Source organism: Catellatospora vulcania, from assembly GCF_009720385.1.
In the GTDB taxonomy this organism is placed as follows: Bacteria; Actinomycetota; Actinomycetes; order Mycobacteriales; family Micromonosporaceae; genus Catellatospora; species Catellatospora vulcania.
Window position 1 is genome coordinate 1 of sequence record NZ_WARX01000039.1, and the last position, 25,692, is coordinate 25,692.

Below are 25,692 nucleotides of genomic sequence, written 5' to 3' on the forward strand. Positions count from 1 at the left end.
GGTATCCCACCACGAGAGTGGGTAAGGCCCCCGGCTAGACCACCGGGTTGATAGGCCAGAGATGTAAGCACAGTAATGTGTTCAGTCGACTGGTACTAATAGGCCGAGGACTTACCTAACAAACATATGAGAGTCCTGCAGAGATTGCTCGCGTCCACCATGCACATCACGACACGCAACCCCCAGCCGAGGCTGGCGCGGGTTGACATGTTGATAGAGTTACGGCGGCCATGGCGGAGGGGAAACGCCCGGTAACATTCCGAACCCGGAAGCTAAGCCCTCCAGCGCCGATGGTACTGCAACGGGGACGTTGTGGGAGAGTAGGACGCCGCCGGACAAACATCGCAGCTCAAGGCCCACCCCTCACGGGGTGGGCCTTGACGCGTATCCACACTCTTATTCGGGCCCCGTAGCGGGGCCCCTTTTTTATGCCTGCCGGCCGGCCCCGGTGGTTTTCCACCGCCGGCTCAAGCGATGATCGCTGTCTGATGTCACGACCTCGGGTCCAACCGCAGTATCCGACCCGAAACAGCAATCACCACAGGCCCTGTAGACGTCGGCGCGGCACTATTCGGGCCGCAGCGGAGCCTCTTTTCATGCCGCGTTCGCCTCTGCGTAGCACCCTCCGGTTGAGCGTTCTCGAAAGTCGGGGCAGAATCTGCGACACCCGGTGCGCTGCCCGGGAGAACCAGCTGCCGGATGCGCCGCCTTCATCGCGGCGGAGCCGGCTGGGGAGGACCGAAATCGGATGGGCTACGACCTGCAGGCTGTCATCGGTGCGGAGGACCTGCTGCGCGAGGCCGCGGCACGGCAACCCGGTGCTTTCGTGGTGCCGCTGCGGCAGGGGTTGGCGCTGATACCGATGACCGATGAGCTGTTCGCCGCGGCCACGGATGGCAGCCGCGGCGACGGCCTGCGGTTCTGGAAGCTTCCCGGCGGGTTCGAGAACGTACTGGCCGAATGGTCCAAGGCAGGCCCGCTGGGGTACGTCGAAGCGGGCTATGCCGGCGGGTCGGGTACGCAGCGGGCGGCCTTGTGGGCGGATGGGGAGTTGTCCATCGGCCCGATGTTCGTCGACGTGAACGAACCCTTCCCCGCCATCGGCAGTCCCATCTCGCAGGTACTCGTATTCCTGGGCGCGACCCGCCGCCGCCGTGATCCGGACGAGTTCGTCGCGGTGGGTCTGGACCGCTGCCGCGTCACCGAGGACTGGCTGGTCGCCGACACGCGGGTGCGCTGAACCGCGCCGGGTGGGGTGGTCAGGACGCGGCGAGGAGAACGGTGCGGGGGGTCAGGTAGAAGTCGTCGTCTGGCGCGGTCGCGGGGACGCCGGGGATGGTGCGGACCAGGGCCAGGTAGCGGCCGGAGGTGTGCACCTGGGCCACGTCGTACGCGATGTCGGGCTCGTAGTGGAGCTGCAGGGACGACCGGGACAGTTCCCGGCCCGACTCGGCGCTGATCGCGATCAGGGTGTGGTCGGGTGACAGCAGGAGCACCCGGTCGCCGGAGGCGGCCAGCAGGCGCGGCGGCGGGGTGGGGTCTCCGGCGGTGGGGTGCCAGGTCCAGCGCAGGTCGCCGGTGCGGGGGTCGCGGCCGTCGAGCCGGGTCCCGGCGGCAGGATCCGGTGCGGTGACGACGATTCCGCCGGACAGCAGTGCGCCCGGGGCCGCCAGCGGCGGGGACGGTTCGACGTCCGGGCCGGTCAGCACGAGTCCTTCGACGGTGGAGCCGGTGAGGCGTACGCCCTGGCAGAGCGAGTGACCGACGGCGCAGGACACCGGCTCGACCGACGTGGTGCCACTGCCGACGGCGGCCGGCGCGGTGCCGGTGCCGGTGTCGAAGCGCCGCACCGTCCCGGTGCAGGTGTCGTGGACCAGGTACTGACGGGCCGAGGTGAGGTCGGTGCCGCGGCAGTCCGCGCCCACGGGAGCGGCCGCCTGCCAGCGCTGTGCCCCGGTGGCCGGGTCGTACGCGGTGACGTGGGCGGGGCCGGCGACGATGACGGCGCCGTCGGTGGTGAACAGGCCCGGCGGCTGGTAGACGGTCGAGGCTCCGGTGCGGCGGCCGGTGTACGTGTCGCCGAGCACTTCGGCGCCTACCTGCCAGGCGATGGCGCCGGTGCGGGCGTCCGTGCCGACGAGTTCACCGTCGGACCAGGAGCTCACCACGGTCGGGGTGTCGCCGCCGACCGCGACCACGCCGATCAGTTGCGCGGGCCAGCGCCGTAGCGACCACAGCGCGCTGCGTTCGTACTTGAAGTTCGGCGGTGCGTCGGCCCAGACCTGGCGCTTGGTGGCGAAGACCCGGATCCGGTCGTCGAGCACGAGCGGGGCGGAGACCAGCACGCCGATCGGTCCCGGGGCGGGGATGACCGGCGCGGGGTACGGCTTTCGGGCCGGTGTCACGACCTCGGCGGGGCCGAGCACACGCCACGCCACCAGCCCGGCGGCCGCCAGCAGCGCCACCGAGACAGCGCCGATCACCGCGAGCCGAGCTCCGCGGGGCAGGGTCCGCCACGTCATAGGTGCACCCTATTACGGGGGCCTGACCGCATTTCCGAGGGCGTTGCGCCAGGTGACGGCAGACCGGCGGGGACCGCATGGCGGAGGTCCGTGACGCGGTCGCGGCGACGGGCACCCCACCCAGGGTGGGCCGAACGGCTCTCGTGGTGCCACCGTCCGGATGCCGGCGGTGTATCGGCAGCGTGGCGGGAGTCACCACAGGCGGTGTCGTAAGTGCGACTGCATATTTAACAAACCCGGATCGCCATGCATATGCCCTGGTCAGCACGGTGTTGATTTCCGTATCCGACAGGGGTTCCGGTGGCTTTGCCCACTCGGACCATCGGATGAGGCGAAGAGCCCATTCCCGACCGTCGGCAGCCTTGAGAGGGTGCTCCCTAGGCTTCCGGGGGAAGCTGCACTTCCACCTGGGTTTGGGGATTCTGAATGCGTGGGGGATCAACCGTGCGCACACGCAAAGGCGTGGCAACCGTAGTCACAGCTTCGTTACTCGGAGCTATGTCCATTGTGGGCGCGGTCTTCGTGACCGCAACCTCCGTTTCGGCAGCACAGCCGAAACCCAACCACACCAAAATCGTCCCGGACGTGCCGCGAACCAACACTCCGCGAATCACCGCTGGTGAGATCACGGACATCGCGTACGTCGGCAACCGGGTCTTCATCGCCGGCACCTTCAGTTCGGCGCGGAACAACACGACGACGAACACGACGACGGTCAACCAGGCGAACCTGCTGGCCTTCAACATCGACACCGGCCTGATCGACACCACGTTCCGGCCGACCTTCGCCGGTGGCGGGGTCACCGAGGTCGAGGCGTCGCCGGACGGCACCAAGCTGTTCGTCGCCGGGCGCTTCAACACCATCAACGGTGTCGCGAAGAAGAAGTTCGCGTCGCTGAACCTGACCACGGGTGCGCCGATCGCGGGCTTCACCGCCAACGGCAACGGCGCGGGCACCGCGATCGAGGCCACCAACACGACGGTGTACCTGGGCGGGCAGTTCACGCTCATCAACAACACCGCGCGGGTCGGCCTGGCTGCCGTGAACGCGACCACCGGTGCGCTGGTGACCGGCTTCAACAACAACCTGTCCGGCGGCATCGGCGTCGACGGCGCGCTGACCGTGCAGGCCCTGGTGCTCTCGCACGACGACAGCAAGCTGCTGGTCGTGCACACCGCGCGCAAGATCGCGAACCAGGACCGCTACGGCGTTGGTCTGATCAACACCACGACCAACGCCCTGCTGCCCTGGCGCACCCGGCTGTGGGAGGACAACCTCCAGTTCGTCGGCGGCATCCAGCGCATCTACGCGGGCGACATCGCACCCAACGACCAGTACTTCGTGGTGACCAGCGGTTCGGGCGGCGACCGGCCCCCGATCAACGACACCGCCATCGCGTTCCCGCTCGCGGGCGACGACCTGGTCCAGCCGCAGTGGATCTCGCGGGCGTTCGACAGCCTGTACTCGGTGGCCATCGCGGAGAACGCGGTGTACATCGGCGGCCACTTCTCCTGGAACGAGTCGCAGACCGCGCCGGACCCGTGGCCGGGTCTGGACGACGTCGGCTACGGCACCGGCCAGGGCCTGAGCGGCTACGGCCTGGGCGACGCGGTGGTCCGCCGCGACCACATCGGCGCGCTCGACCCGAGCAACGGCAAGGCCATCGAGTGGAACCCCGGTTCCAACTCGTACGAGGGCAACAAGGCGATGCTGGTCACCCCGCGTGGCCTGTTCGCCGGTGGTGACGCGACCACCCAGGGCGGCTACAACGTCGGCCGGGTCGCGTTCTACGACTTCAACTCGATCCCGGCCGCGTCGCCGTACGACACGACGATCGCCACGCCGATCGAGGGCCAGGTCAAGCCGGCCGGTCAGGAGTTCACCATCACCGGTGCGGCGACCGCGACGGGCAACTCGCTCAAGCGGGTCCAGGTCGAGATCGTCGACATGGACACCAACCGCTACCTGCAGCCCGACCTGACCACGTGGGGCGCGGCCGCCATCATCAACACCAACCTGGCGTCGCCGAACACGGCGTCGAGCACCTGGTCCCTGCCGCTGACGATCACGGGCAACCGCCGCATCAAGGTGCTGGCGAAGTCCTACGCGAACAACGGCAGCAGCGACGCGACCAAGGCGGTCAAGAAGTTCGAGACGTTCAGCCTCGACGACCGCCCGCCGACGGCCTCGATCACGGGCCCGTCGGGCAGCATCGTGCCGTCGACCACGTTCACCGTCACCGGCACCGCGACCGATGACAAGGGCGTGCAGTCGATCGGCTACACGATGCGCGACGCGAACAACCGGTACCTGCAGGACGACGGCTCCGTGGCCACCACCTACAACACGTTCCGGATCGACCCGGACGTCGTGGGCGGTCTGACCACCACCTGGTCGACCGAGATCACGGTGCCCTACGAGGGTGAGTGGAAGATCCAGGTCACCCCGTCGGACATCAGCCAGTCCTCGCTCGACACCACCGACCGGACCTGGATCATCAGTTCGACCGGTGTCGCGCCGTCGGTCAAGATCACCGCGCCCGCGGTGATGAACCCGCCGACCGCGACCGCGCCGCTCACCGTGGCGCCGGGTGGCACGCTGACCTTCTCGGGCACGGCCACCGACGACCAGAACCTCAACTTCGTCGAGATCCAGCTGCGCAACAGCACCACGCGCGAGAACCTGGCCTCCGACGGCACGTGGAGCACCGACGTGCAGGCGGGCTGGTACCGGGTCTCCCCGGCCAACCTCAACGCCACGTCGCTGAACTGGTCGTACACCACGCCGTTCAACCTGAAGCCGGGCGCGTACTCGTTCACGGTAAAGGCCGCGGACGACCTGGGCCTGGAGACCTCCAGTGCCAACCAGGGCAAACTGACGATCAACGCGCAGATCCCGGGCGACAACCCGCCCAACGGCCTGCTCAACGTCACCGGCAACCAGACCGCCGACGTGCTCCACCTCGACCTCGCCGGCACCTCGACCGACGACTTCGGCGTGGCGAGCGTCAAGGTGGCCATCCGCGAGCTGGACAGCAGCCGCTACCTGCAGGCCAACGGCACGCTCAGTGCCGCGTTCGCGACCCGCGACGCGGTGCTGGCCACGCCTAACGGCACCAGCAGCACGTGGACGCTGTCGACGGACCTGCCCGTGCAGGGCCGGTACTCGGTGACGGCGTACGCGTACGACACCGTGGGTCAGCAGGACACCTCGACCACCGGCGCGACGGCGACGTACACCATCTACCCGGGTGACCTGCCGCCGGTCGTGTCGACGACCCTGATGCAGCCGGCGAACGGCGCGGTCTTCACCGACGCGCGCATCTTCGTCAGCGGCCGGGTCGAGGACGACCAGCAGATCGCCAAGGCACAGGTGGCGATCGTGGACAGCCTGGGCCGCTACATGAGCTCGTCCGGCACGTTCACTTCCACGTCGGCCAGCTGGCGGGACGCGTTCCTGAACTCGCCCGGTTCGCCCGGCTCGAACTACTCGTACACCACCCCGGCGATCCCGGCCGGGACGTACACGGTCAAGGTTCGCGGTATCGACCAGCACGACTTCGCCACGAACCCGTCGGTGGACGTCACCGTGACCGTGCAGGTGCCGCCGAACGTCGCTCCGGTCGCCAACTTCACGGTGTCCTGCGCGGCCAACGTCTGCACCTTCGACGGCCGCACGTCGACCGACGAGAACACCCCGGCGCTGACGTACTCGTGGAACTTCGGCCAGGGCTCCGGCTCCGGCGCGGTGGCCACCAAGACCTACACCTCGGCGGCCACGTTCAACGTGGTGCTGACGGTGAAGGACGAGTACGGCCTGACGGCGACGAAGACCCTGCCGGTGACCATCACGGAGCCCGCGGGCAACGTGGCGCCGACTCCGGTCATCAACCTCCCGTCGTGCACGCTGCTGGTGTGCAACATCTCCGGCGTCGGGTCCGCGGACCCGAACACCGGCGACACGTTCACCTACAGCTGGAACTTCGGGGACGGCACGGCGACGAGCACCTCGTCGGCGCCCGCCCACACGTTCCCGGCTGCGGGCACGTACACGCTGACCCTCACCGTCACCGACGGCTGGGGCAAGGCGGCCAGCACGACCAGGCAGGTCACCGTCGCCGCTGCGTGACAGGTGAACCTCCCCGCCGGGCCTTCGGGTCCGGCGGGGAGGGCCGATGAACGAAAGACCGCCGCCGGCCTTCAGGCCGGCGGCGGTCTTTTTCGTGGGTACGGATCAGACGAAGTACTTCTCCGCGGCGTGCAGGAGCGCGTCGTTCTCGTCGGCGGTGCCGATGGTGACGCGCACCCCGTCGCCCGCGAACGGCCGCACGATGACGCCCTCGGCCTCGCAGGCCTGCGCGAACGGCACGGCCCGCTCGCCCAGCGGCAGCCATACGAAGTTGGCCTGGCTGGGGGGAACGCCCGGCAGCAGCTTCGCCAGGGCGATCTGGACCCGCTCGCGCTCGGCGATGACGAGGTCGCAGCGGCGGCGCATCTCCGCCTCGGCGTCCAGCGCGGCCAGCGCCGCGGCCTGGGCGGCCATGCTGGTGGAGAACGGGGTGACCACCTTGCGCACCGCACCGGCGACCTCAGGGTGCGCCACGAGGTAGCCGATGCGCAGCCCGGCCAGGCCCCATGCCTTGCTCAGGGTGCGCAGCACCGCGACGTTGGGCCGGTCGCCGTAGACCTCGACGCCGTCGGGCACGGCCGGGTCGGTGACGAACTCCTTGTACGCCTCGTCCAGCACGACCAGCACGTCGTCGGGCACGGCGGCGAGGAACTCGTCCAGCTCGGCCTTGCGCACGCTGGTGCCGGTCGGGTTGTTCGGGTTGCAGACCAGGATCAGCCGGGTCCGCTCGGTGATCGCGGCGGCCATCGCGGCCAGGTCGTGGCCGTGCTCGGCGGTGTTCGGCACGCGCACCGAGGTCGCCGCCGTGGTCGCCGCGATGATCGGGTACGCCTCGAAGGAGCGCCAGGCGTAGAGCAGTTCGTCGCCCGGCAGGCAGGTGGCCCGTACCAGGTGCTCGGCGAGCGCGACCGAGCCGCAGCCGGTCACCACCCGCTCGGCGGGCACGCCCAGCCGCTCGGCGAGCTTGTCGCGCAGCGCGACGACGCCCATGTCCGGGTAGCGGTGCACGTTCGCGACGGCGTCGGCGACGGCCTCGACCACGCCCGGCAGCGGCCCGTACGGCACCTCGTTGCTGGCCAGCTTGATCGCGCCGGGCACGGAGCGGCCGGGCACGTAGTTCGGCAGAGCGTTCAGGTCGCCCCTGGTCAGGCCCCGCTCACTGCGTTCGCTCATGATGCGCCTCTCTTGTCGGTACGGACCGGGTCGGGCAGGCGCACCACGTAGGTGCCCGCCGAGCGGTCATGCCAGGCCATGCGCTGCTGGCGGTCGATCAGCAGGAACACGACGTCGACGAACTGAAGTATGACGAAGCACGGGCCGCAGCAGGAGAGCAGCAGCAGCGGCATGGCCAGCGGGCTCCAGCGCCGCCACGCCCGGCCGACCCCGAGCGGGTCCAGGTTCTCCGCCCGGACGACCTTGATGCGGGCCATCCTCTTGCCCAGTGTCTGGCCGGTGTGCGCGGTGGCCGGCACCTCGTAGGCGAACCACAGCGCGAGCGCGATCAGGATGATCACGAGCAGCAGCGCGTCCATCTGCGCCGGCCGCTCCATGTCGAGCGGCAGCTCGCCGGTCTCCATCCACTTGTCGGTGATGGCCTGGGTGTAGGGGATGTACTCGCGCAGGAACAGGTAGATGAACCAGCCGTTGACGACGACGTTCAGCAGCACCAGCGCGACCGTGTCGACGATCCGGGCGACCAGCCGGGCCCCGGGGGTGGCCAGGGGCATGCCGTGCGGCCTCAGCGGCGGCTGGGGCACCGGATGCGGCCAGCCTGGCGGCAGGGGGCGCATGCCGGGACCGCCCGGCGGCGGGGCGCCCGTGGTCAGCCCGCCGGTCGGCATTCCGGGCGGCGGGAGCACCGGCGGCGTGACCCCGTCGCGGGCCGCGCTGACCTGAGACGGCGGCGCCACGGGTGGGGGCGGCGGGGGCGGCGCTGCGGGCGGCCCGTCCGGTGGGGTCGCGTCGGCGGGCAGGGGCGCGCCGAGCCAGCCCTCGCCGTCCCAGTACCGCTGCGTGCTGGGATCGGCGGGGTCCTTGTACCACCCAGGACTGATCGTCATGACTGCTATTTAACCGACCTTCACCACGACGGTCTGCGCCGCCTTGTCATGCAGGCATTGTTGGAGCGGTTTGTCCCACAGCTGCCAGAACCCGTCGAGGTAGCTGAAGCCCGGCACGAACAGGCCCGCGACCCGCTCCACGCCCCACCGCTTGGTCAGGTCGCCCCGGCTCAGCGCCTGTCCCGGCTGCACCTTGATCACGCGGATCTTGAGCACCCGCTTGCCGACGGTCTCGCCGCCCTTACGCAGCTGGTACTCGACCAGGTACAGGTAGGTGACCAGCAGGTTGACCACGAACGTGCCGCCGATGACGACGAACATCGTGCCGAAGAAGGCATAGAAGTCGTCCGCCGGGGGCACCCCGGGATCGCCGTTGTAGTTGCTGGTCGCGTCGGCCCAGTCGACGATGGCGAACACCCACAGGATCATCAGCGGCACGGTGAAGATCAGACCCACCGCTCCGGCGATGAGGCCGTCCAGCAGGTAGGCGAGCAGCCGGTCGCCGAAGCTCGCCAGCGGCTGTCCGTTCGGCGCGAGCGGGGTGGGAAAGGCGCCGCGCGGCGGGCCTGGCGGCACCCAGCCGGTGGGCTGGCCGGCCCACGGCCCGGCGGGGTGCTGCGGCGGCACGGCACCCGGCGCCGGGGCTTGCTGCGGCACCGGGCCGCGGAGGTTCACCGGGTTGTCCGGCGGCACTGAGGGGGAGGTCATGCGCGACATCCTTCCATGTCCTCGCCGCTGTCGAAGGTGCGCGCCGGGGTGGGAGAGGGGCGCCTGCCTCGGCATACGCGCCGGCAGGCGCCCCTGGGGTCTTGAATAGGGCGGTGCGGTCAGAGATTGCCGCGGGTGTCCTGCTCGCGCTCGATCGCCTCGAACAGGGCCTTGAAGTTGCCCTTGCCGAAGCCGAGCGAGCCGTGCCGCTCGATGAGCTCGAAGAAGACCGTCGGGCGGTCCTGCACCGGCTTGGTGAAGATCTGCAGCAGGTAGCCGTCCTCGTCCCGGTCGACGAGGATCTTGCGCTTCTTCAGCTCCTCGATCGGGGCGCGCACGTTGCCGATACGGGCCCGCAGCTCCGGGTCGTCGTAGTACGAGTCGGGGGTGGCCAGGAACTCCACGCCCGCGGCCCGCATCGCGTCGACGGTGGCCAGGATGTCGTTGGTGGCCAGCGCGATGTGCTGCGCGCCCGGACCGCCGTAGAACTCCAGGTACTCGTCGATCTGCGACTTCTTCTTGGCGATCGCCGGCTCGTTGAGCGGGAACTTCACCTTGCGGGTGCCGTTGGCGACGACCTTGCTCATCAGCGCGCTGTAGTCGGTGGCGATGTCGTCGCCGACGAACTCCGCCATGTTCGTAAAGCCCATGACGCGGTGGTAGAACTCCACCCACTCGTCCATGCGGCCCAGCTCGACGTTGCCGACGACGTGGTCGACGGCCTGGAAGAAGCGCTTGGGCGAGCCGGCGGCGACGGCCGCGGAGCGGTCCACGAGCGGCTCGCGCACCACGAAGCCCGGCGCGAACGGGCCGGTGTAGCCGGAGCGGTCGATCAGGGTGTGCCGGGTCTCGCCGTACGTGGCGATCGCGGCGAGGCGGACGGTGCCGTGCTCGTCCTTCTCGTCGTACGGCTCCTGCACACCGGTCGCGCCGTGCGCCACGGCGTACGCGTACGCGGCGTCCACGTCGGGGACCTCGAGGGCGATGTCGGTGACGCCGTCGCCGTGGCGGGCGTGGTGGTCCGCGCCCGGGGCGGCCGCGTGCACCGCGCCGCGCAGCACGAACCGGCCGCTGCCCGAGGTCAGCACGTACTCGGCGTAGTCCCGGTAGCCCTGCTCCGGGCCGCGGTACGCGACCAGCGTCATGCCGAACGCGGTGGAGTAGTAGTGGGCCGCCTGCTTGGCGTTGCCCACCAGGAAGGCGATGTGGTCGACACCCTTCACGGGGAACGGGTCGGTCATCTGCGCCGGCGACGCGTGGGTGGCGGCCGGGTGCGCTACAGCGGTCATGTCGAAAGATTTACCCAGCTCCGTGACCTGGGCAACTGTCTCGTCAATCACTGATCAGATTGCGCAGAACGACCGGTGGTGGTGGCCGTTTGCTAGACACATTGACCAGTTATCGAATCGTTATCGCGGCTTGTCATGCTCGGGCGGCTCCCGGGCGTATCCCCGGTGACCAGGGGGAGACGGCCATGGACGACTTTGCTGAGTTCTACCTCAGCGGCAAGGACGCGGTGTTCCGCGCGGTGCTCGCGGCGGGCGGCGACCGCGCGGGCGCGGAGGACGCCGTGGCCGAGGCGTACGCCCGGGCCTGCGCGCGCTGGGAGGCGGTGCGCGTCCACCCCAACCCCACGGCCTGGGTACTCCGGGTCGCGTTCAACGTGCGGCGTTCGGTCTGGCGGCGGCTGCGCCGGGAGGTGCTCGGCGATCCCCCGGACCGGGCCGCCGCCCAGGCTGAGCCCGGCGGCGGGCTGCGCCGTGAACTCGCCGCGCTGCCGCGCCGCCAGCGCGAGGTGGTCGCCCTGCGGTTACTGGCCGACCTCAGCGTGGCGGAGACTTCCGAGCTGCTCGGCGTCAGCGAGGGCACCGTCAACACCCATCTGCACCGCGCCGTGCAGGCACTGCGGCAGCAGCTCGCCCCGGCCGGAATGACGGCCCTCAAGCCCATCCCGGAGGTGGCCGGATGACCGTCGACGACCTGCGCCGACAGCTGACCGACGAGTACGAGCAGGAGCGGTTCACCATGACCGTGGGCGACGTCGAGCACCGGGCCGGGCGCTCGCGCCGCCGTGTGACCGCCTGGGTCATCGCCGGGACGGCGGCGCTGTTGGTGGTCGGAGCCCTGGTCCGGCCGCCGACCCCGGACGGCGGGGTGGACCCGCTCGCCACGCCGAGCGCGACGGTGAGCGGGACGCCCGCATGGCAGGCCGGTTTCGCCGCGGAGTGCGACCGGAAGTGGCTGGAGCTCGATCGCAGCGGTCTGCGCCCGGAGGATCGAGACCTGTTGCCGCCCCTGCGCATCGAGCGGTTCGACGGCGAGCTGGGCATCCGGGTGTACGGCAACGACTGGCTGACCGCCGAGTGTGAGCGGACCACCCGCGAGGTGACGATCGGGACCGGTCGCGCCGTCGGCAACACCCGGGGTTTTCTGCCCGACGTCGGCACCGGCATCACCTACATCGGCCACTACCGCGGGCGCACCGTCAGCTCGGAGGCCGGTCCGCAGCCGAGTCCCGACGAGCTGGCCGGCGACTACCTCGTCGGACGGGTGCCGTCGGGGGCGACCGCTGTCACCGCCGTCGCGTCCGACGGGCAGCGGTTCCGCGGGCAGTTCGGCGGCGGCTTCTTCCTGGTGTGGGCACCGCGGGGCGGCCTTGACGGAGCCCTGGTGGAGGCCACCGTGGGCAGTGCCGAAATTCTGGTGGCCCAGGGCTCCCGCCTGCCGGGCGGGTACGACGCGCAGGCGTTGGACGCGGCGTGCGGGGAGAACCTGGCGAGCGCGTTCGCGGCGGCCGGACGCATCACGATGCCGCCCCGGCGGTTCGCCCTGCGTTCCGGCGAACGTGCGCTGCACCTCTACGGCTCGCCGAACACGATGGTCGCCTGCAGCCGCGTCGACGGCATGGTCAGCCTGGTCGTCACGCGCCTGACGCGGTACGCCCGGGTGTCCGCGTGGCCGGAGCTGAAGTACTTCGTCAGCGCGTCGAGTGCGGCGGGCTGGGTGACGGGAGTGGCGCCCGAGGGAGCCACCGGTGGCACGGTCACGTTGAACAGCGGCCGCAAGATCCCGTTGCAGATCTCCCAGGGCTGGTTCGCGTGCCGGTGGACGGCCGAGTACGACGACGAGCGCCCGGTGCGCATCCAGGTCGCCGCGGGGTCGATCGTGTACTCCCCGGTGATGAACGGCGTCGGGTGACCGCGTCCGCGGCGGTGACATGATGGGCCGGTGACTCCCACCGTCGACGAGCTGGACGTGCGACTGGTCGAGCTGCTGGCGGCCGAGCCGCGGATCGGCGTGCTGGAGGCCTCGCGCCGCCTGAAGGTGGCGCGGGGCACCGTGCAGGCCCGGCTGGACCGCCTCGTCGCGCGAGGCGTCATCAAGGGCTTCGGCCCGGAGCTGGACCCGGCGGCGCTCGGCTACGGCGTGACCGCGTTCATCACCCTGGAGATCCGGCAGAGCGGCGGCCACGACCCGGTCGCCGCGCACCTGGCCACGATCCCCGAGGTGCTGGAGGCGTACACCATCACCGGCGGCGGCGACCTGCTCTGCCGGATCGTGGCCCGGTCCAATGCGGACCTGCAGCGGGTCATCGACGAGATCGTTTCGTACGACGGGATTCTGCGCGCGTCCACGCTGATCGCGCTCGCCGAGCAGCTGCCCTACCGGACGCTGCCGCTGGTGGGGAAAGCCGCCCGACACGGGTGAATCGGACAGTCACTCACGTTTGACGGTTTCCTGGCTACTCTGGCCCGATGGCTCAGGGTAGGGCTGGCGCAGGCTGGCTCGTGGCAGTGGCCGTGGCGCTGACCGTGCTCGTGAGCACCGGCGTCTGGAACCCGTTCCCTGACCTCTGGACCTGGATCAACACGAGCGGCCCGGTCGCCGACCCGATACCGCGCTGGCAGGAGCGGCTCGGCGGCACCCCGCAGACGGTGACGCTGACCGACGACTTCGTCGTCGTCGAGCACCGGGACTCGGTCGAGGCGCTCAGCCGCTTCACCGGCCGGCGCAACTTCTCCACCGAGGCGGACTGGGCGGCGGTCGCCGGCCCCGCCGACAAACCGGTCATCGTCGCGGGAAAGCTGCTGGTCAAGGGATATCAGGTGCTCGACCCGCGGAGCGGTGCGGTGGTGTGGCGCGACGAGGAGGCCTCCGCCGTCTGGACGTACAAGGACGAGATCGTCGACGTGGCGTGCCGTACGCCCAAGGATTGCGAGGTCTCGGGCCGCAGCCCGGCGACCGGCTCGAAGATCTGGTCCACCGGCCTGCCCGGGATGGGGTTCGTGCTCTTCGCCGACAATCCCGAGCTCCTGGGCACCCAGCCGCTCGCCTCCGACCGGATCGCGGACCGCCGTGAACCGGGGACCCGGCCCGAGCTGCTGGCCTTCCCGATAGACGGCAAGGTGTACGTGGTCGACCCGCGCCGCTCGGAGCCGCGCCTGGACCCGCCGCTGGAGCCGGGACGGCGCGACAAGATCATTGTCGCGGGCGGTCGCATCGTGCGCAGCAGCGTGACGCCGCGCGACGGCGGTTGCGACATCACCGTCGGCGGGCTCGACACGGTGAGCCGGCAGCGGGTGTGGCACCTGCCGGCCGGGCAGCACCTGCGCACCTTCGACGGCGGCGGGTGCGACCAGCGCCGCCTGCCCGCGGGCACCGACAGCGTGCTTGTCGGATTGACGATCGACGGCCGGGAGCAGCTGATCGAGGCCGGCTTCGGCGAGCAGGTGCTGCTGTGCGCCGCGGGCGAGCACATCGTGGGGGTCACCGGCGGGCTGGCGCTGGTGCGCTCCGCGGACGGCCGCAGGCTGAGCGCGGTGGTGCCGGACGGTAAGAACCCTGGTAAACCCAAGGCGCTGTGGCATCGGAAGATCAGCCCGGAGGCGTCCGCCGCGCTGCGCGGCACCGTGGTCGTCGTCTCCGACCGCGGCCCGAACCGGGTGATCGTGCTGAACCCGGAGGACGGCAAGGTGCGCAAGGAGGTCAAGTCCGACGCCGAGGTGCTCGCCGCCGACGAGAAGGGCCTGCTGTTGGGCCAGCGGCGTGATCTCGGTTACCTCCCGTTCGATTAGCCAGGGCGCGAATTCTGCGACCCGATGGCACATGAGTACCCTTTTTCGCGTGACTGATTTCGCCTACTCCTCGCTGCTGCCCCTGGGCGCGGACACCACCGACTACCGCCTCGTCACCGACGAGGGCGTCGACGTCGTCAGCGGGCCGGGTGGGCGAAAGTTCCTCACCGTCGAGCCGGAGATCTTCACCCAGCTGACCTCCGAGGCGATGCACGACATCGCCCACTACCTGCGCCCGGCGCACCTGGCCCAGCTCACGTCGATCATCGACGACCCGCTGTCCTCGCCGAACGACCGCTTCGTCGCCAAGGACCTGCTGCACAACGCGAACATCGCGGCCGGCGGCGTGCTGCCGATGTGCCAGGACACCGGCACCGCGATCGTGATGGGCAAGCGCGGTCGGCACGTGCTGACCGACGGCAACGACGAGGCCCACATCGCCCGCGGCGTGTACGAGGCGTACACCAGCCTCAACCTGCGCTACTCGCAGCTCGCCCCGCTGACCACCTGGGACGAGCGCAACACCGGCACCAACCTGCCCGCCCAGATCGAGCTCTACGCCGAGGACCCGGACGGGCATCCGGACGCGTACAAGTTCCTGTTCATGGCCAAGGGCGGCGGCAGCGCCAACAAGTCTTACCTCTACCAGGAGACGAAGGCGCTGCTCAACCCCGCCTCGTTCATGCGTTTCCTGGACGAGAAGCTGCGGCTGATCGGCACCAGCGCCTGCCCGCCGTACCACCTGGCGATCGTCATCGGCGGTACGTCCGCCGAGCACGCGCTCAAGACCGCGAAGCTGGCCTCGGCGAAGTACCTGGACAACCTGCCGTCGGCGGGTTCGATGCTGGCCCACGGGTTCCGCGACGTCGAGCTGGAGGCCGAGGTCCTGGAGCTGACCCGCAACTTCGGCATCGGCGCACAGTTCGGCGGCCGCTACTTCTGCCACGACGTGCGCGTCATCCGGCTGCCCCGGCACGGCGCGTCCTGCCCGGTCGCCATCGCGGTCTCCTGCTCCGCCGACCGCCAGGCCCTCGCCAAGATCACCCCATCGGGGGTATGGCTGGAGCGCCTAGAGACCGACCCCGCCCGCTACCTGCCCGAGATCACCGAGGAAGACGTCTCCGACGAGGTCGTCAAGATCGACCTCAACCGGCCGATGGCCGAGATCCGCGCCGAACTCGCCCAGCACCCGGTGAAGACCCGGCTCTCGCTGACCGGCCCGCTCGTCGTCGCCCGCGACATCGCCCACGCGAAGATCGCCGAGCGGCTGGACGCCGGCGAGCCGATGCCGCAATACCTGCGCGACCACGCCGTCTACTACGCCGGACCGGCGAAGACCCCCGAGGGGTACGCGTCCGGCTCCTTCGGCCCGACCACGGCCGGGCGGATGGACGCGTACGTGGAGAAGTTCCAGGCCGCGGGCGGCTCCTACGTCATGCTCGCCAAGGGCAACCGCAGCGGCCAGGTCACCAAGGCCTGCCAGGCGTACGGCGGCTTCTACCTCGGCTCCATCGGCGGCCCCGCCGCCCGGCTCGCCCAGGACTGCATCAAGAAGGTCGAGGTCCTGGAGTACGCGGAGCTCGGCATGGAAGCCGTCTGGAAGATCGAGGTCGAGGACTTCCCCGCCTTCATCGTCGTCGACGACAAGGGCAACGACTTCTTCGCCGAAACCTCCAAACCCACCCTCACCATCGGCCGCCGCTGACGTTTTTGCCGCAACTCTTAAAGAGTCGCGCCTTCAGGGAGCTTCTGAGGGCGCGACTCTTTAAGAGTTGTGAGCGGAGGCGGGCGGGGCGCGGGGGTCAGGGGCGCCAGCCGCGGGAGTGGAGGGCCTGGCGGATCTCGGTGAGGACGGCGGGCAGGTCGGCGCGCAGGCGGCGGCTGGTGACGTGCAGGACGATCCAGCCCTCGGCCACGAGCAGGTTCAACCGGCGGCGATCCAGGTGGAACTGGTCCGGATCGTGGTGCCACTCGCCGTCGTACTCGACCGCGACCCGGTATTCGGGCCAGGCCAGGTCGGGGTGCAGCACTCGGCCCCGCACCGGCACGGCGAGCTGCGCCTGCGGACGGGGCAATCCCGCCAGGACGACGCGGACCCGCAGCTGAAACTCGGGTGGGGACTGCGCACGGCCGTCGGCGAGTTCGAAGGCGCGCCTGGCCAGGGCGCTTCCGCGTCTGCCCTGACGTTCCCGGGCCAGCTCGGAAAGCTGATCGGGCTGCACCAGACCGCTGCCCAGTAGTGAGTCGATGACCGTGACGGCGCGGACCACATCGAACCAGCCGGCCAGGTCCCAGGCGGTGCGCAGCGGCGTCGTGCACAGGTGGCCGTCCACCTCGATCGTCTCGTCGGGGTCGAGCACGGTCTCATGGAAGCGGACGCCTCGCCGGCGCAGCATCGCGGCCTTCGGGTGGGTGATGACATGCACGTCGTCATGGAACGTGGCGGCGTGCTGCACGCCGTGTCGGTATGCGGCCGACGGCCCGGCGACGACCGCATCCGACGGCAGTCCCATCAGCGCCGCACGGCAGGCCATGTCGTGATCGCGGGGAAGCCGGGAGTCGGCGTAGACGTCGTAGCGCAGCCGAGTCCAGGCGCTGGAGCGCACCTGATGGGCGGTCAGCAGACCGTGGCGCAGCACATCCGAGCGGCGGAAGATCCGGCCCACGAGCTCCGGTGGGCGGTACGGCTTGCGTGGCATGACCCACAGCCTGACGCCGTCCACATCCCCTGTGGAAGCCCTGTGGATAACCGTGTGGACAACCCCGTTCGCAACTGTGGATAACTTGCGGCTACCTGGGGATACCGAGGCCGCAAGTCTTTAAGAGTTGCGGCAAAAGACGGGGCGGGTCAGGTCAGGGCGGTGGTGATGGTGGTGGCGGCGGCTACGACCAGGGGGCCGACGGTGGGGGTGTCGAGGGGGGCCAGGGCGACGACGCCGACCGAGGCGCGCAGGCCTTCGACGGCGTGGACGCGGGCGGCGATGCCGTACGCGCCGGGCTGGAGCTCGCCGGAGGAGACGGTCCAGCCTTCCGCGTCGGAGAGGATCGCGCGGCCGGCTGCGCCGGAGGCGAGCGGGTGCCGGGAGCCGGTGCGGTAGGCGACGTGGAACATGGTCGAGCTTGGTTCGACGACCGCGACCGCGACCGCCTCGTCGCCGTCGGCGACGGTGAGGTGGGCGGTGGCGTGGACCTGGTCGGCGAGCCGGCGCAGGGCGGGCAGCGCCGCGTCGGCCAGCAGCGGCTGGGCGCGCCGGGCCAGGTGCAGCAGGCCGAGGCCGAGCCGCAGCCGACCGCCGGAGTCGCGGCGGACCAGCGAGTGTTCGGTGAGCGTGGTGACCAGCCGGTACACCACGGCGCGGCCGACCCCGAGACGGTTGGCGGCCTCGGTGACGGTGAGTCCGCCGGGGGTGTCCGCGACCAGGGTCAGCAGGCGCAGCCCGCGGTCGAGCGTCTGTGCGGTGTCCACGGGCTAAGCCTAGGCGTCGACGGGCGTGACTAGAGTGGCGGAGTGATCAAGGCAGTGGTGTTCGACGCGGACGAGACGTTGCTCGATCTGCGCCCGGCGATCGACTACGCGCTGGACCAGGTGCTCGACAGCCTGCGCTCGCTCCAGCCGGACCTGGTGCCGTCGCGCGAGCAGATGCGCGACGCCTGGCGGGAGGTGTTCGCCGAGGACCCGGCGGCGCCGGTGCCGCTCATCCGGCGGGAGTCGATGCGCCGCACACTGGCCCGCTGCGGGCTGGAGCAGCACCTCGAACACCACTACGAGCTGTTCTTCCACCACCGGTACGCCCAGACCCGGCCGTTCCCGGACGCGGTGGCCACGCTGGCCGAGCTGCGGGCGTCGTACCTGCTGGGCTATGCGACCAACGGCAGCTCGACGGCGGACAGGTGCGGGCTGGGCGGCGAGTTCGCCTTCGAGTTGTACGCGCACCAGGGCGGCCTGCCGAAGAAGCCCGCACCGGAGTTCTTCGCCGCGGTGGTCGCGGCCACGGGCGTGCAGCCGGAGGAGATCGTCTACGTCGGCGACAACTACCACCACGACGTCGAGGCCCCGGCCGCAGCCGGGATGCGCACCGTCTGGGTGAATCGCGGCGGCGACGAGCTGCCAGGTCCCGTCGTCCCGGATCTGGTGGTCGAACGCCTGGCGCAGCTCCCCGACGGGCTGGGCCGACTCGCAGCATGATCCGACCGGCCACGCCGTCTCGCGACATGGGACGGCGTACCCCCTGCGGGTGACGGTGCAGGGCGCTGACCTGCGGTTCCGCTAACGTGTACCGATGATCACAACTGTCGCCTTCGACGCCGACGACACGCTGGTGGACATCCGCACCGCCGTGAACGCGGGCCTGAGCGCGGTCACCGCCGCGGTGGCCGACCCGGCGTTGACCCTGGAGCTGTTCGCCGCGGACGCCGAGGACCACTGGACGCTGCTGGCCGAGCGGCCCGCGCGCGACATCCGGGCCGCCGCGATGCGGCACACCCTGGCCCGAGCCGGCCGCGAGCACGAACTGGACCACTGGCTGGAGCTGTTCTTCGAGGTGCGGTACGCGCATTCGCACCCGTTCCCCGACGTGTCCGCGGTGCTGGACAAGCTGAGCCGGGACTACCGCCTCGGGTACGCCACGAACGCCAACAGCATGGCGGAACGGTGCGGGCTCGGCGGGCGGTTCGCGTTCGAGCTGTACGCGCTGGAGAACGGGGTGCCGAAGAAGCCGCACCGGGGCTTCTTCGACGCGGTGCTCGCCGCGGCGTCGGCGCAGCCGCACGAGGTCGTGTACGTGGGGGACTCGTACGACCATGACGTGGTCGGGGCGGCGGGGGCCGGCCTGCGTACCGTCTGGCTGAACCGGACGGGTGTCCCCGCTCCCGGGCCGGTGCGGCCGGATGCGGTGATCACCGAACTGGCGCAGCTGCCCGATGCGGTGGCCGAACTGCACGTGTGACCGCGGGCCGGCGGTGGGCCCGGTCACCTGGGGCACCGCGAGGTTGAGGCGAAGGTGCGCGCGGGTGAGGTCCTGGAGATCCAAGGCTGGGTGCACGGGACCGGGTCGCCCTACGCGCAGGGCGGCTGGCTGAGTGGCTTCCTGCGCGCCGAAGCCGGGTCGCTGACCATCTCGCAGGGCGGCACGCTGGGCCGGCGGGTGATCCCGGTCGCCGGGGGCGCCCCGATGGACGAGGTCGCCGCGACGGCCGTGCCCAGGCCCGGTGCCGTATCGGCGGTGATCGGTGTCACGTGCCCCGAGGGCCGGGAGTACCGGATCGCCGCAGATCCGGAATATCTGCCCGCACTGCGGTGGCTGCAGTCGCAATGGACGCGCTCGCATTGACTATCCTTGTGCGGTGACGTTGAGACTTTTTGACACCGCGACCAGACAGGTGCGCGACTTCGTGCCGCGGGTTCCCGGTCAGGCCTCCGTGTACCTGTGTGGTCTCACCGTCCAGTCCGGCCCGCACATCGGCCACCTGCGCTCGGGCGTCAACTACGACGTGCTGCGGCGCTGGCTGATCCACTCGGGCTATGACGTCGTGTTCGTGCGCAACATCACCGACATCGACGACAAGATCCTCGCCAAGTCGCTGGAGCAGGGTCGCCCGTTCTGGTCGATCGCGTACGCCAACGAGGTGACGCTGGCCGCCGCCTACCGGGCGCTGAACGTGCTCGCGCCGACCTACGAGCCGCGGGCCACCGGGCACGTGCCGGAGATGCACGAGCTGATCGCCGAGCTGATCGAGCGCGGCAACGCGTACCCGAGCAACGACGGCAGCGGCGACGTCTACTTCTCCGTGCGCTCCTTCGCCGAGTACGGCGCCCTGTCCGGGCAGCGGCCCGACGAGATGCTGGCCGCGCCGGACGGCCCGGAGCGGGCCAAGCGCGACCCGCGTGACTTCGCCCTGTGGAAGGGCGCGAAGACCGAGGAGCCCGACGACGCCGAGTGGCCCTCACCGTGGGGCCGGGGCCGGCCCGGCTGGCACATCGAGTGCTCCGCGATGGCCAAGCGCTACCTGGGCGCGGAGTTCGACATCCACGGCGGCGGCCTCGACCTGGTCTTCCCGCACCACGAGAACGAGCAGGCGCAGTCGCGCGCCGCGGGGCTGCCGTTCAGCCGGTTCTGGGTGCACCACGGCCTGCTGAACCTCGGCGAGGCCAAGATGAGCAAGTCGCTGGGCAACGTCATCGACCTGGAGTCGGTCGTCGAGCACGGCATCCGGCCCGCCGACCTGCGCTACTACATGCTGGCCCCGCACTACCGGGCCCGCATCGACTTCAGCTGGGGTGCGCTGGAGGAGGCCGCGACGGCGTACCGCCGCATCGAGGGCTTCGTGCAGCGGGCCGTGGAGCTGGCCGGCCTGGTCGAGCCGACGATGCTGTGCGCCGACTTCACCGCGGCCATGGACGACGACCTCAACACCTCGGCCGCGCTCGCGGCCCTGCACGAGGTCGTGCGCGAGGGCAACACCGCGCTGGCCGCCGGGGACACCAAGGCCGCCGCGGGCGCGCTGGGCAGCGTGCGGGCCATGCTCGCCGTGCTCGGCCTCGACCCGCTCGACGCGGCCTGGGCCGGGGCGAAGAGCGGCAGCGGGCTGCGCAGCACGGTCGACGCGCTGGTCGCGCTCGCCCTGGCCCAGCGCACGGCCGCACGGGAACGTAAGGACTGGGCCGCCGCGGACGCTGTGCGGGATCAGCTCAAACAGGCCGGAGTCGTGGTGGAGGACACCCCGCACGGTCCACGCTGGACGATCGGAAGTGAACTGTAATGCCGGGCAACTCGCAACGCCGGAACATACGCCAGATCAGCAAGAAGACTGCCGTCAAGGGCACGGGCGGCAAGAACAAGGACACCCTGAAGGGCCGCGGCAAGACGCTGCCCGCCGACGAGCGTCCCTGGCACAAGGGCTACTCGGGCACCGAGAAGCTGCCCTCGAAGACCGCCTGGAAGCAGGACAAGGAGCGCAAGGCCGCCGCGGCCGAGGGGCGCGCTCCGAAGATCGGCAAGCCCGGTAGCAAGGACACCACCTGGGGCCGCGGCAGCGGCGGCAAGGGCACGCCGACCAAGCGGACCCCGACCGGCCGGGGCGCTCCCACGCGCAGCGGTCCGCGGGTCGCGCCCGGCCGCAAGTCGATGACCCCGAAGGACGCGCCGGAGCTGCTCGTCGGCCGTAACCCGGTGAACGAGGCGCTGCGCGCACACGTGCCCGCGACCGCCCTCTACATCGCCCAGGGCATCGACATCGACGAGCGCATCACCGAGATCGTGCGCACCGCGGGCGACCGCGGCATCCCGATCCTGGAGATCAGCCGCGCCGAGCTCGACCGGCTCACCGGCGGCGTGCTGCACCAGGGCATCGGCATCCAGGTGCCGCCGTACGCGTACGAGAACTTCGACGACATGCTCGCCGCCTCGGTCGAGCACGCGGAGCCGCTGCTGGTGGCGCTGGACGGGGTCACCGACCCGCGCAACCTCGGCGCCGTGATCCGGTCCGCGGCGGCGTTCGGCGCGCAGGGCATCTTCGTGCCCGAGCGGCGGGCCGCGGGCATCACCGCGACGGCGTGGCGGACCAGTGCCGGCGCTGCGGCGCGGCTGCCGGTGTCCCAGGTGACGAACATGACCCGGGCGCTGAAGCAGGCGCAGTCGGAGGGCTTCGTGGTCGTCGGGCTGGACGCCGACGGGGAGACCGACCTGTACCAGCTGGAGGCGGCCGTCGGTCCGCTGATCGTGGTGGTCGGGTCGGAGGGGCGCGGTCTGGGGCGGCTCGTCGGGCAGACCTGTGACATGCGGGTGAGCATCCCGATGGTGTCCGAGGTGGAGTCGCTCAACGCGTCCGTCGCCGCGGCCGTGGCCCTGGCCGAGGTGGCCCGCCGCCGGGCGGCGTGACGGCTCCCTTTCTCATCGACGCTGGCCTATCCGAGCGAGTTTTTGTAGATCAAACTCGATCGGATAGGCCAGCGTTTATCTGTTAGTCGGGCTGGCGGGTCATCGCGAGTACGTCCAGGGCCGCGTCGAGCTGTTGCTCGGTGAGCTTGCCCGCTTCCACGTGGCCGCGTTCGACCACGACCTGGCGGATCGTCTTGTTCTCGGCGAGGGCCTGCTTGGCGACGGCAGCCGCCTCCTCGTAGCCGATGTGCCGGTTCAGCGGGGTGACGATCGACGGGGAGCCCTCGGCGTAGAGGCGCGCGACCTCCTCGTTGGCCTGAAGGCCGGTGATGCACTTCGCGGCGAACAGGCGGCTCACGTTGGCCAGCAGGGTGATGGATTCGAGCAGGTTGCGGGCCATGACGGGGAGCATGACGTTGAGCTCGAAGTCGCCCTGCGAGCCGGCGAAGGCGACCGCGGCATCGTTGCCGATGACCTGGGCGCAGACCTGGCGGACGGACTCGCAGATGACCGGGTTCACCTTGCCGGGCATGATCGAGGATCCGGGCTGCAGGTCGGGGATGCGCAGCTCGCTGAGACCGGCCCGGGGCCCCGAGCCCATCCAGCGGATATCGTTGGCGATCTTGTAGAGGCTGACCGCGGCGGTGCGGAGCTGGCCGGACAGCTCGACCAGGGCGTCGCGGGCGCCGTGGGCCTCGAAGTGGTTCTCGGCCTCCTTGACGGGCAGGCCCGAGTTGGCGGCGAGCCGGCGGTACACCTCGCGGCGGAACTCGGCGCTCGCGTTGACGCCCGTGCCGACGGCGGTGCCGCCCAGCGGCAGCTCGGCGACATGCGGCAGGGCCGACGCGACGCGCTCGGCGGCCCGGTGCACCTGCTGGGCGTAGCCGGAGAACTCCTGGCCCAGGGTCACCGGGGTCGCGTCCATCAGGTGGGTGCGGCCGGACTTCACCACGTGTGCGAACTCGTTGGCCTTGCGCGACAGCGCGTTCTCCAGCTCCAGCAGCGCCGGGCGCAGGTCGTACGCCACCAGCCGCAGCGCGGCCAGGTGGATCGCCGACGGGAACACGTCGTTGCTGGACTGCGAGGCGTTCACCTGGTCGTTCGGGTGCACCGCCCGGCCCAGGCGCTGCCCGGCCAGGCGGGCCAGCACCTCGTTCATGTTCATGTTGGTCGAGGTGCCCGAGCCGGTCTGGAACACGTCCAGCGGAAAGTGCTCCGCGAAGTCGCCCTCGGCGATCTCACGGGCCGCGGAGGCGATCGCGCCCGCGGTCTGCGCGTCCAGGTCGCCGGTGGCCGCGTTCGCCTCGGCCGCCGCCTCCTTGATCTGGGCAAGAGCGATGATCAGGGGGTACGGCAGGGGGCTGCCCGAAATCGGGAAGTTCGCTATGGCCCGCTGGGTCTGCGCACCCCACAGGGCGTCGACGGGCACCTGGACCTCGCCCATCGTGTCGTGCTCGACTCGATACTCCGTCATGGCTCCATCCTTACCCGGTGGAGCACGGCTAAGCGAAGATCGGCGCGCGCATCACAAAAGGGCGGGACCGTTTCCGGTCCCGCCCTTTTACTACTTACTGCCTGCGTCAGATGCGCACGCCGGAAGCGGCGTGGAACGCGTGGTGGCTGCCGACCACCGGCTTGACGAACACGGTGTCGCCGAGGCTCGGCATCGCCTGGCGGGTCGTGGTGACCACGAACCGCTCCTCGCCGCCGTTGATCGCGGCGTGGCCGTACACGTTGGCGTTGGCGCCCAGGTCCTCGACCAGGTCGACGACGATCGGCATGCCGCCCTCGCTCGCGCCCACCAGGTCCGAGTCCTCGGGGCGGAAGCCCACGGTGACCTGGCCGTTGCCGCCCTCGGCCTGCGCCAGGGCAACCTGCTCGCGGGTCAGCGGGAGAATCATCTGGCCGAACACGGCACCGCCGTCGGTCAGCTGCACAGTCTTGATGTTCATGGCCGGGGAGCCGATGAAGCCCGCGACGAAGACGTTCGACGGCCGGTCGTACAGGGCACGCGGGGTGTCGCACTGCTGCAGCACACCGTCGAGCAGCACGGCGACGCGGTGACCCATGGTCATGGCCTCGACCTGGTCGTGCGTCACGTACACGGTGGTGATGCCCAGCTGCGACTGCAGCGTGGCGATCTGCGAACGGGTCTGCACGCGGAGCTTGGCGTCGAGGTTCGACAGCGGCTCGTCCATGAGGAAGACCTGCGGCTCGCGCACGATGGCGCGACCCATGGCGACACGCTGGCGCTGACCGCCGGAGAGCGCCTTCGGCTTGCGGCTGAGGTACTCCTCCAGCTGCAGCATCTGCGCGGCCTTCTTGACCCGGACGTCGATCTCCGACTTCGGGGTCTTGCGCAGCTTGAGCGCGAACGCCATGTTCTCGTACACCGTCATGTGCGGGTAGAGGGCGTAGTTCTGGAAGACCATCGCGATGTCCCGCGACTTCGGCGGGAGGTTCGTGACGTCCTTGTCGTTGATGTAGATGGCGCCCTGGTCGACGTCCTCAAGACCGGCCAGCATCCGCAGGCTGGTGGACTTGCCACAGCCGGACGGGCCGACGAGGACGAGGAACTCGCCGTCGTTGATCTGGAGGTCGAGCTGGTCGACGGCGGGGCGGTCGGTGCCCGGGTAGATCCGGGACGCCTTCGAATAGGTGACGGTAGCCACGGGGGTGTGTCCTTCCACCGGCAGGAACGTGCCGGACGATCCGAGTGAAAGTGAAGTGCCGGCCACGTTTGCACGAACCCGGCGTTCGCCAAAGTAACCGCGTAACGGCTTGTAAACAAGCCCGTGGATCATCATGTGGAACGCGTCTGCCAGGCAAAACGGACGCTACGGTGATGATTGGTACGAAACTCCGGGTAATCCGGTAGCGAAGCCGATACTTCTGCCGCGTACCATCGCTGGGTACGGCCGCTCCTGCGCCGTGCATGCCGGCCTGGCGCAATTGGTAGCGCACCCGACTTGTAATCGGAAGGTTAGGGGTTCAAGTCCCCTGGTCGGCTCCAACGTTCCAGATCAGGAAGTACGGGACCGGGCTCGCCCGGCGGAGCAGCGGCAACAGTCGGCAGGTCTCCTGTGAAGCTTGCATACGTGCCCGGGTCACGTCGTCTATAACCGCGATGAGATCTCCACTGTGAGCGCTGTCCACGCCTTACGCATGATCTGCAGCGCCGACTGCCGTCCTCGCGCCCATCGTGTCTAGTCCCAGTTCCTGCTTGACCGATCCGTCCCAGTAGCTACTTGACCGGTGACCTTGGTTAGTTGTTGACCGAGGCCCCAGCCGGGCTCGTGTCAGTGCCCGGCGGGGGTGTCCC

General features: G+C 70.2%; 21 protein-coding genes, 1 tRNA gene and 2 rRNA genes. 15 read left to right on the forward strand and 9 right to left on the reverse strand.

The features are described 5' to 3' along the window. From F6W97_RS39515 to F6W97_RS39525, 3 genes are all read left to right on the forward strand, one after another. Positions 1-119, forward strand: a 23S ribosomal RNA gene (locus F6W97_RS39515); the annotation flags it as partial. Between the two features lie 101 nt (positions 120-220). Then, positions 221-337: ribosomal RNA gene (rrf, locus tag F6W97_RS39520) — 5S ribosomal RNA — on the forward strand. A 411-nt stretch (positions 338-748) separates the two neighbouring features. Beyond that, positions 749-1,240 carry a hypothetical protein gene (locus tag F6W97_RS39525; RefSeq protein WP_155375733.1) on the forward strand — a complete coding sequence of 164 codons (492 nt, stop codon included), beginning with the start codon at positions 749-751 and terminating at the stop codon, positions 1,238-1,240. Positions 1,241-1,259: 19 nt separating this feature from the next. Here the strand turns inward: F6W97_RS39525 and F6W97_RS39530 are convergent, their stop codons facing one another. Next, positions 1,260-2,522, reverse strand: a complete 1,263-nt coding sequence (locus tag F6W97_RS39530; protein ID WP_155375734.1) for an outer membrane protein assembly factor BamB family protein — start codon at positions 2,520-2,522, stop codon at positions 1,260-1,262. Positions 2,523-3,107: 585 nt separating this feature from the next. Between F6W97_RS39530 and F6W97_RS39535 the strand changes: the two genes are divergently transcribed. After that, on the forward strand, positions 3,108-6,650 hold the full coding sequence (locus tag F6W97_RS39535) for a PKD domain-containing protein (RefSeq protein ID WP_155375735.1): 3,543 nt from the start codon (positions 3,108-3,110) through the stop codon (positions 6,648-6,650). Positions 6,651-6,755: 105 nt separating this feature from the next. Here the strand turns inward: F6W97_RS39535 and hisC are convergent, their stop codons facing one another. The 4 genes from hisC to hppD form a co-directional block, all read right to left on the reverse strand. Further along, positions 6,756-7,823 (reverse strand): histidinol-phosphate transaminase, encoded by a 1,068-nt coding sequence (gene hisC, locus F6W97_RS39540; protein WP_155375736.1) that lies wholly within the window; start codon positions 7,821-7,823, stop codon positions 6,756-6,758. Further along, positions 7,820-8,710: an RDD family protein gene (locus F6W97_RS39545; protein ID WP_155375737.1), complete on the reverse strand. Its 891-nt coding sequence runs from the start codon at positions 8,708-8,710 to the stop codon at positions 7,820-7,822. Before F6W97_RS39545 ends, hisC begins: the two co-directional genes overlap by 4 nt. 9 nt (positions 8,711-8,719) lie before the next feature. Further along, positions 8,720-9,418 (reverse strand): RDD family protein, encoded by a 699-nt coding sequence (locus tag F6W97_RS39550; RefSeq protein WP_155375738.1) that lies wholly within the window; start codon positions 9,416-9,418, stop codon positions 8,720-8,722. Positions 9,419-9,537: 119 nt separating this feature from the next. After that, positions 9,538-10,707 carry a 4-hydroxyphenylpyruvate dioxygenase gene (gene hppD / locus F6W97_RS39555; protein ID WP_155375739.1) on the reverse strand — a complete coding sequence of 390 codons (1,170 nt, stop codon included), beginning with the start codon at positions 10,705-10,707 and terminating at the stop codon, positions 9,538-9,540. Positions 10,708-10,892: 185 nt separating this feature from the next. Between hppD and F6W97_RS39560 the strand changes: the two genes are divergently transcribed. Genes F6W97_RS39560 through F6W97_RS39580 form a run of 5 tightly spaced genes read left to right on the forward strand, consistent with a single transcriptional unit; the run spans position 10,893 to position 16,198 of the window. After that, positions 10,893-11,387, forward strand: a complete 495-nt coding sequence (locus tag F6W97_RS39560) for an RNA polymerase sigma factor (RefSeq protein ID WP_155375740.1) — start codon at positions 10,893-10,895, stop codon at positions 11,385-11,387. Further along, a complete protein-coding gene (locus F6W97_RS39565; RefSeq protein ID WP_155375741.1) occupies positions 11,384-12,616 on the forward strand; it encodes a hypothetical protein in 1,233 nt (410 codons plus the stop codon). Before F6W97_RS39560 ends, F6W97_RS39565 begins: the two co-directional genes overlap by 4 nt. A gap of 30 nt (positions 12,617-12,646) precedes the next feature. Continuing rightward, complete coding sequence (locus tag F6W97_RS39570; protein WP_155375742.1) at positions 12,647-13,126, forward strand: Lrp/AsnC family transcriptional regulator; 480 nt, start codon at positions 12,647-12,649, stop codon at positions 13,124-13,126. 47 nt (positions 13,127-13,173) lie between these two features. Beyond that, entirely contained in the window at positions 13,174-14,493 is a 1,320-nt protein-coding gene (locus F6W97_RS39575; RefSeq protein WP_155375743.1) for a PQQ-binding-like beta-propeller repeat protein, read from the forward strand. A gap of 31 nt (positions 14,494-14,524) precedes the next feature. Further along, the gene (locus F6W97_RS39580) at positions 14,525-16,198 is read left to right on the forward strand and encodes a fumarate hydratase (protein ID WP_155375744.1); all 1,674 of its coding nucleotides are present in this window, start codon (positions 14,525-14,527) and stop codon (positions 16,196-16,198) included. A 97-nt stretch (positions 16,199-16,295) separates the two neighbouring features. On the opposite strand, the gene F6W97_RS39585 is transcribed toward F6W97_RS39580, so the two are convergent. Then, positions 16,296-17,192, reverse strand: coding sequence for a DUF559 domain-containing protein (locus F6W97_RS39585; RefSeq protein ID WP_155375745.1), 897 nt, complete (start codon positions 17,190-17,192; stop codon positions 16,296-16,298). 149 nt (positions 17,193-17,341) lie between these two features. After that, positions 17,342-17,959: a helix-turn-helix domain-containing protein gene (locus tag F6W97_RS39590; RefSeq protein ID WP_155375746.1), complete on the reverse strand. Its 618-nt coding sequence runs from the start codon at positions 17,957-17,959 to the stop codon at positions 17,342-17,344. Between the two features lie 42 nt (positions 17,960-18,001). Between F6W97_RS39590 and F6W97_RS39595 the strand changes: the two genes are divergently transcribed. The 5 genes from F6W97_RS39595 (at position 18,002) to rlmB (ending at position 22,370) form a co-directional block, all read left to right on the forward strand. Further along, positions 18,002-18,679 (forward strand): HAD family hydrolase, encoded by a 678-nt coding sequence (locus F6W97_RS39595; RefSeq protein WP_155375747.1) that lies wholly within the window; start codon positions 18,002-18,004, stop codon positions 18,677-18,679. A gap of 94 nt (positions 18,680-18,773) precedes the next feature. Next, positions 18,774-19,439 carry an HAD family hydrolase gene (locus tag F6W97_RS39600; protein WP_155375748.1) on the forward strand — a complete coding sequence of 222 codons (666 nt, stop codon included), beginning with the start codon at positions 18,774-18,776 and terminating at the stop codon, positions 19,437-19,439. A 54-nt stretch (positions 19,440-19,493) separates the two neighbouring features. After that, positions 19,494-19,823: a hypothetical protein gene (locus F6W97_RS39605; RefSeq protein ID WP_155375749.1), complete on the forward strand. Its 330-nt coding sequence runs from the start codon at positions 19,494-19,496 to the stop codon at positions 19,821-19,823. A gap of 13 nt (positions 19,824-19,836) precedes the next feature. Further along, positions 19,837-21,252 (forward strand): cysteine--tRNA ligase, encoded by a 1,416-nt coding sequence (gene cysS, locus F6W97_RS39610; protein WP_155375750.1) that lies wholly within the window; start codon positions 19,837-19,839, stop codon positions 21,250-21,252. Further along, the gene (gene rlmB, locus F6W97_RS39615) at positions 21,252-22,370 is read left to right on the forward strand and encodes a 23S rRNA (guanosine(2251)-2'-O)-methyltransferase RlmB (RefSeq protein WP_155375751.1); all 1,119 of its coding nucleotides are present in this window, start codon (positions 21,252-21,254) and stop codon (positions 22,368-22,370) included. The genes cysS and rlmB overlap by 1 nt, the downstream gene beginning before the upstream one ends. Positions 22,371-22,452: 82 nt before the next feature. Here rlmB and F6W97_RS39620 read toward each other — a convergent pair whose 3' ends face one another. Together F6W97_RS39620 and F6W97_RS39625 are read right to left on the reverse strand one after the other, a co-directional pair. Next, positions 22,453-23,844: a class II fumarate hydratase gene (locus F6W97_RS39620; RefSeq protein WP_155375752.1), complete on the reverse strand. Its 1,392-nt coding sequence runs from the start codon at positions 23,842-23,844 to the stop codon at positions 22,453-22,455. A 106-nt stretch (positions 23,845-23,950) separates the two neighbouring features. Next, entirely contained in the window at positions 23,951-25,042 is a 1,092-nt protein-coding gene (locus F6W97_RS39625) for an ABC transporter ATP-binding protein (RefSeq protein WP_155375753.1), read from the reverse strand. 265 nt (positions 25,043-25,307) lie between these two features. On the opposite strand from F6W97_RS39625, the gene F6W97_RS39630 reads away from it, so the two are divergent. Further along, a tRNA-Thr gene (locus F6W97_RS39630) sits at positions 25,308-25,383 on the forward strand. The last annotated feature ends 309 nt before the right edge of the window (positions 25,384-25,692 follow it).

Bases quoted from the DNA above. Each gene is read 5' to 3' on its own strand.
- F6W97_RS39525 (WP_155375733.1), top strand. From the start codon at position 749: ATGGGCTACGACCTGCAGGCTGTCATCGGTGCGGAGGACCTGCTGCGC.
- F6W97_RS39530 (WP_155375734.1), bottom strand. From the start codon at position 2,522: ATGACGTGGCGGACCCTGCCCCGCGGAGCTCGGCTCGCGGTGATCGGC.
- hisC (WP_155375736.1), bottom strand. From the start codon at position 7,823: ATGAGCGAACGCAGTGAGCGGGGCCTGACCAGGGGCGACCTGAACGCT.
- F6W97_RS39545 (WP_155375737.1), bottom strand. From the start codon at position 8,710: ATGACGATCAGTCCTGGGTGGTACAAGGACCCCGCCGATCCCAGCACG.
- F6W97_RS39550 (WP_155375738.1), bottom strand. From the start codon at position 9,418: ATGACCTCCCCCTCAGTGCCGCCGGACAACCCGGTGAACCTCCGCGGC.
- hppD (WP_155375739.1), bottom strand. From the start codon at position 10,707: ATGACCGCTGTAGCGCACCCGGCCGCCACCCACGCGTCGCCGGCGCAG.
- F6W97_RS39560 (WP_155375740.1), top strand. From the start codon at position 10,893: ATGGACGACTTTGCTGAGTTCTACCTCAGCGGCAAGGACGCGGTGTTC.
- F6W97_RS39565 (WP_155375741.1), top strand. From the start codon at position 11,384: ATGACCGTCGACGACCTGCGCCGACAGCTGACCGACGAGTACGAGCAG.
- F6W97_RS39575 (WP_155375743.1), top strand. From the start codon at position 13,174: ATGGCTCAGGGTAGGGCTGGCGCAGGCTGGCTCGTGGCAGTGGCCGTG.
- F6W97_RS39580 (WP_155375744.1), top strand. From the start codon at position 14,525: ATGAGTACCCTTTTTCGCGTGACTGATTTCGCCTACTCCTCGCTGCTG.
- F6W97_RS39585 (WP_155375745.1), bottom strand. From the start codon at position 17,192: ATGCCACGCAAGCCGTACCGCCCACCGGAGCTCGTGGGCCGGATCTTC.
- F6W97_RS39600 (WP_155375748.1), top strand. From the start codon at position 18,774: ATGATCACAACTGTCGCCTTCGACGCCGACGACACGCTGGTGGACATC.
- rlmB (WP_155375751.1), top strand. From the start codon at position 21,252: ATGCCGGGCAACTCGCAACGCCGGAACATACGCCAGATCAGCAAGAAG.
- F6W97_RS39620 (WP_155375752.1), bottom strand. From the start codon at position 23,844: ATGACGGAGTATCGAGTCGAGCACGACACGATGGGCGAGGTCCAGGTG.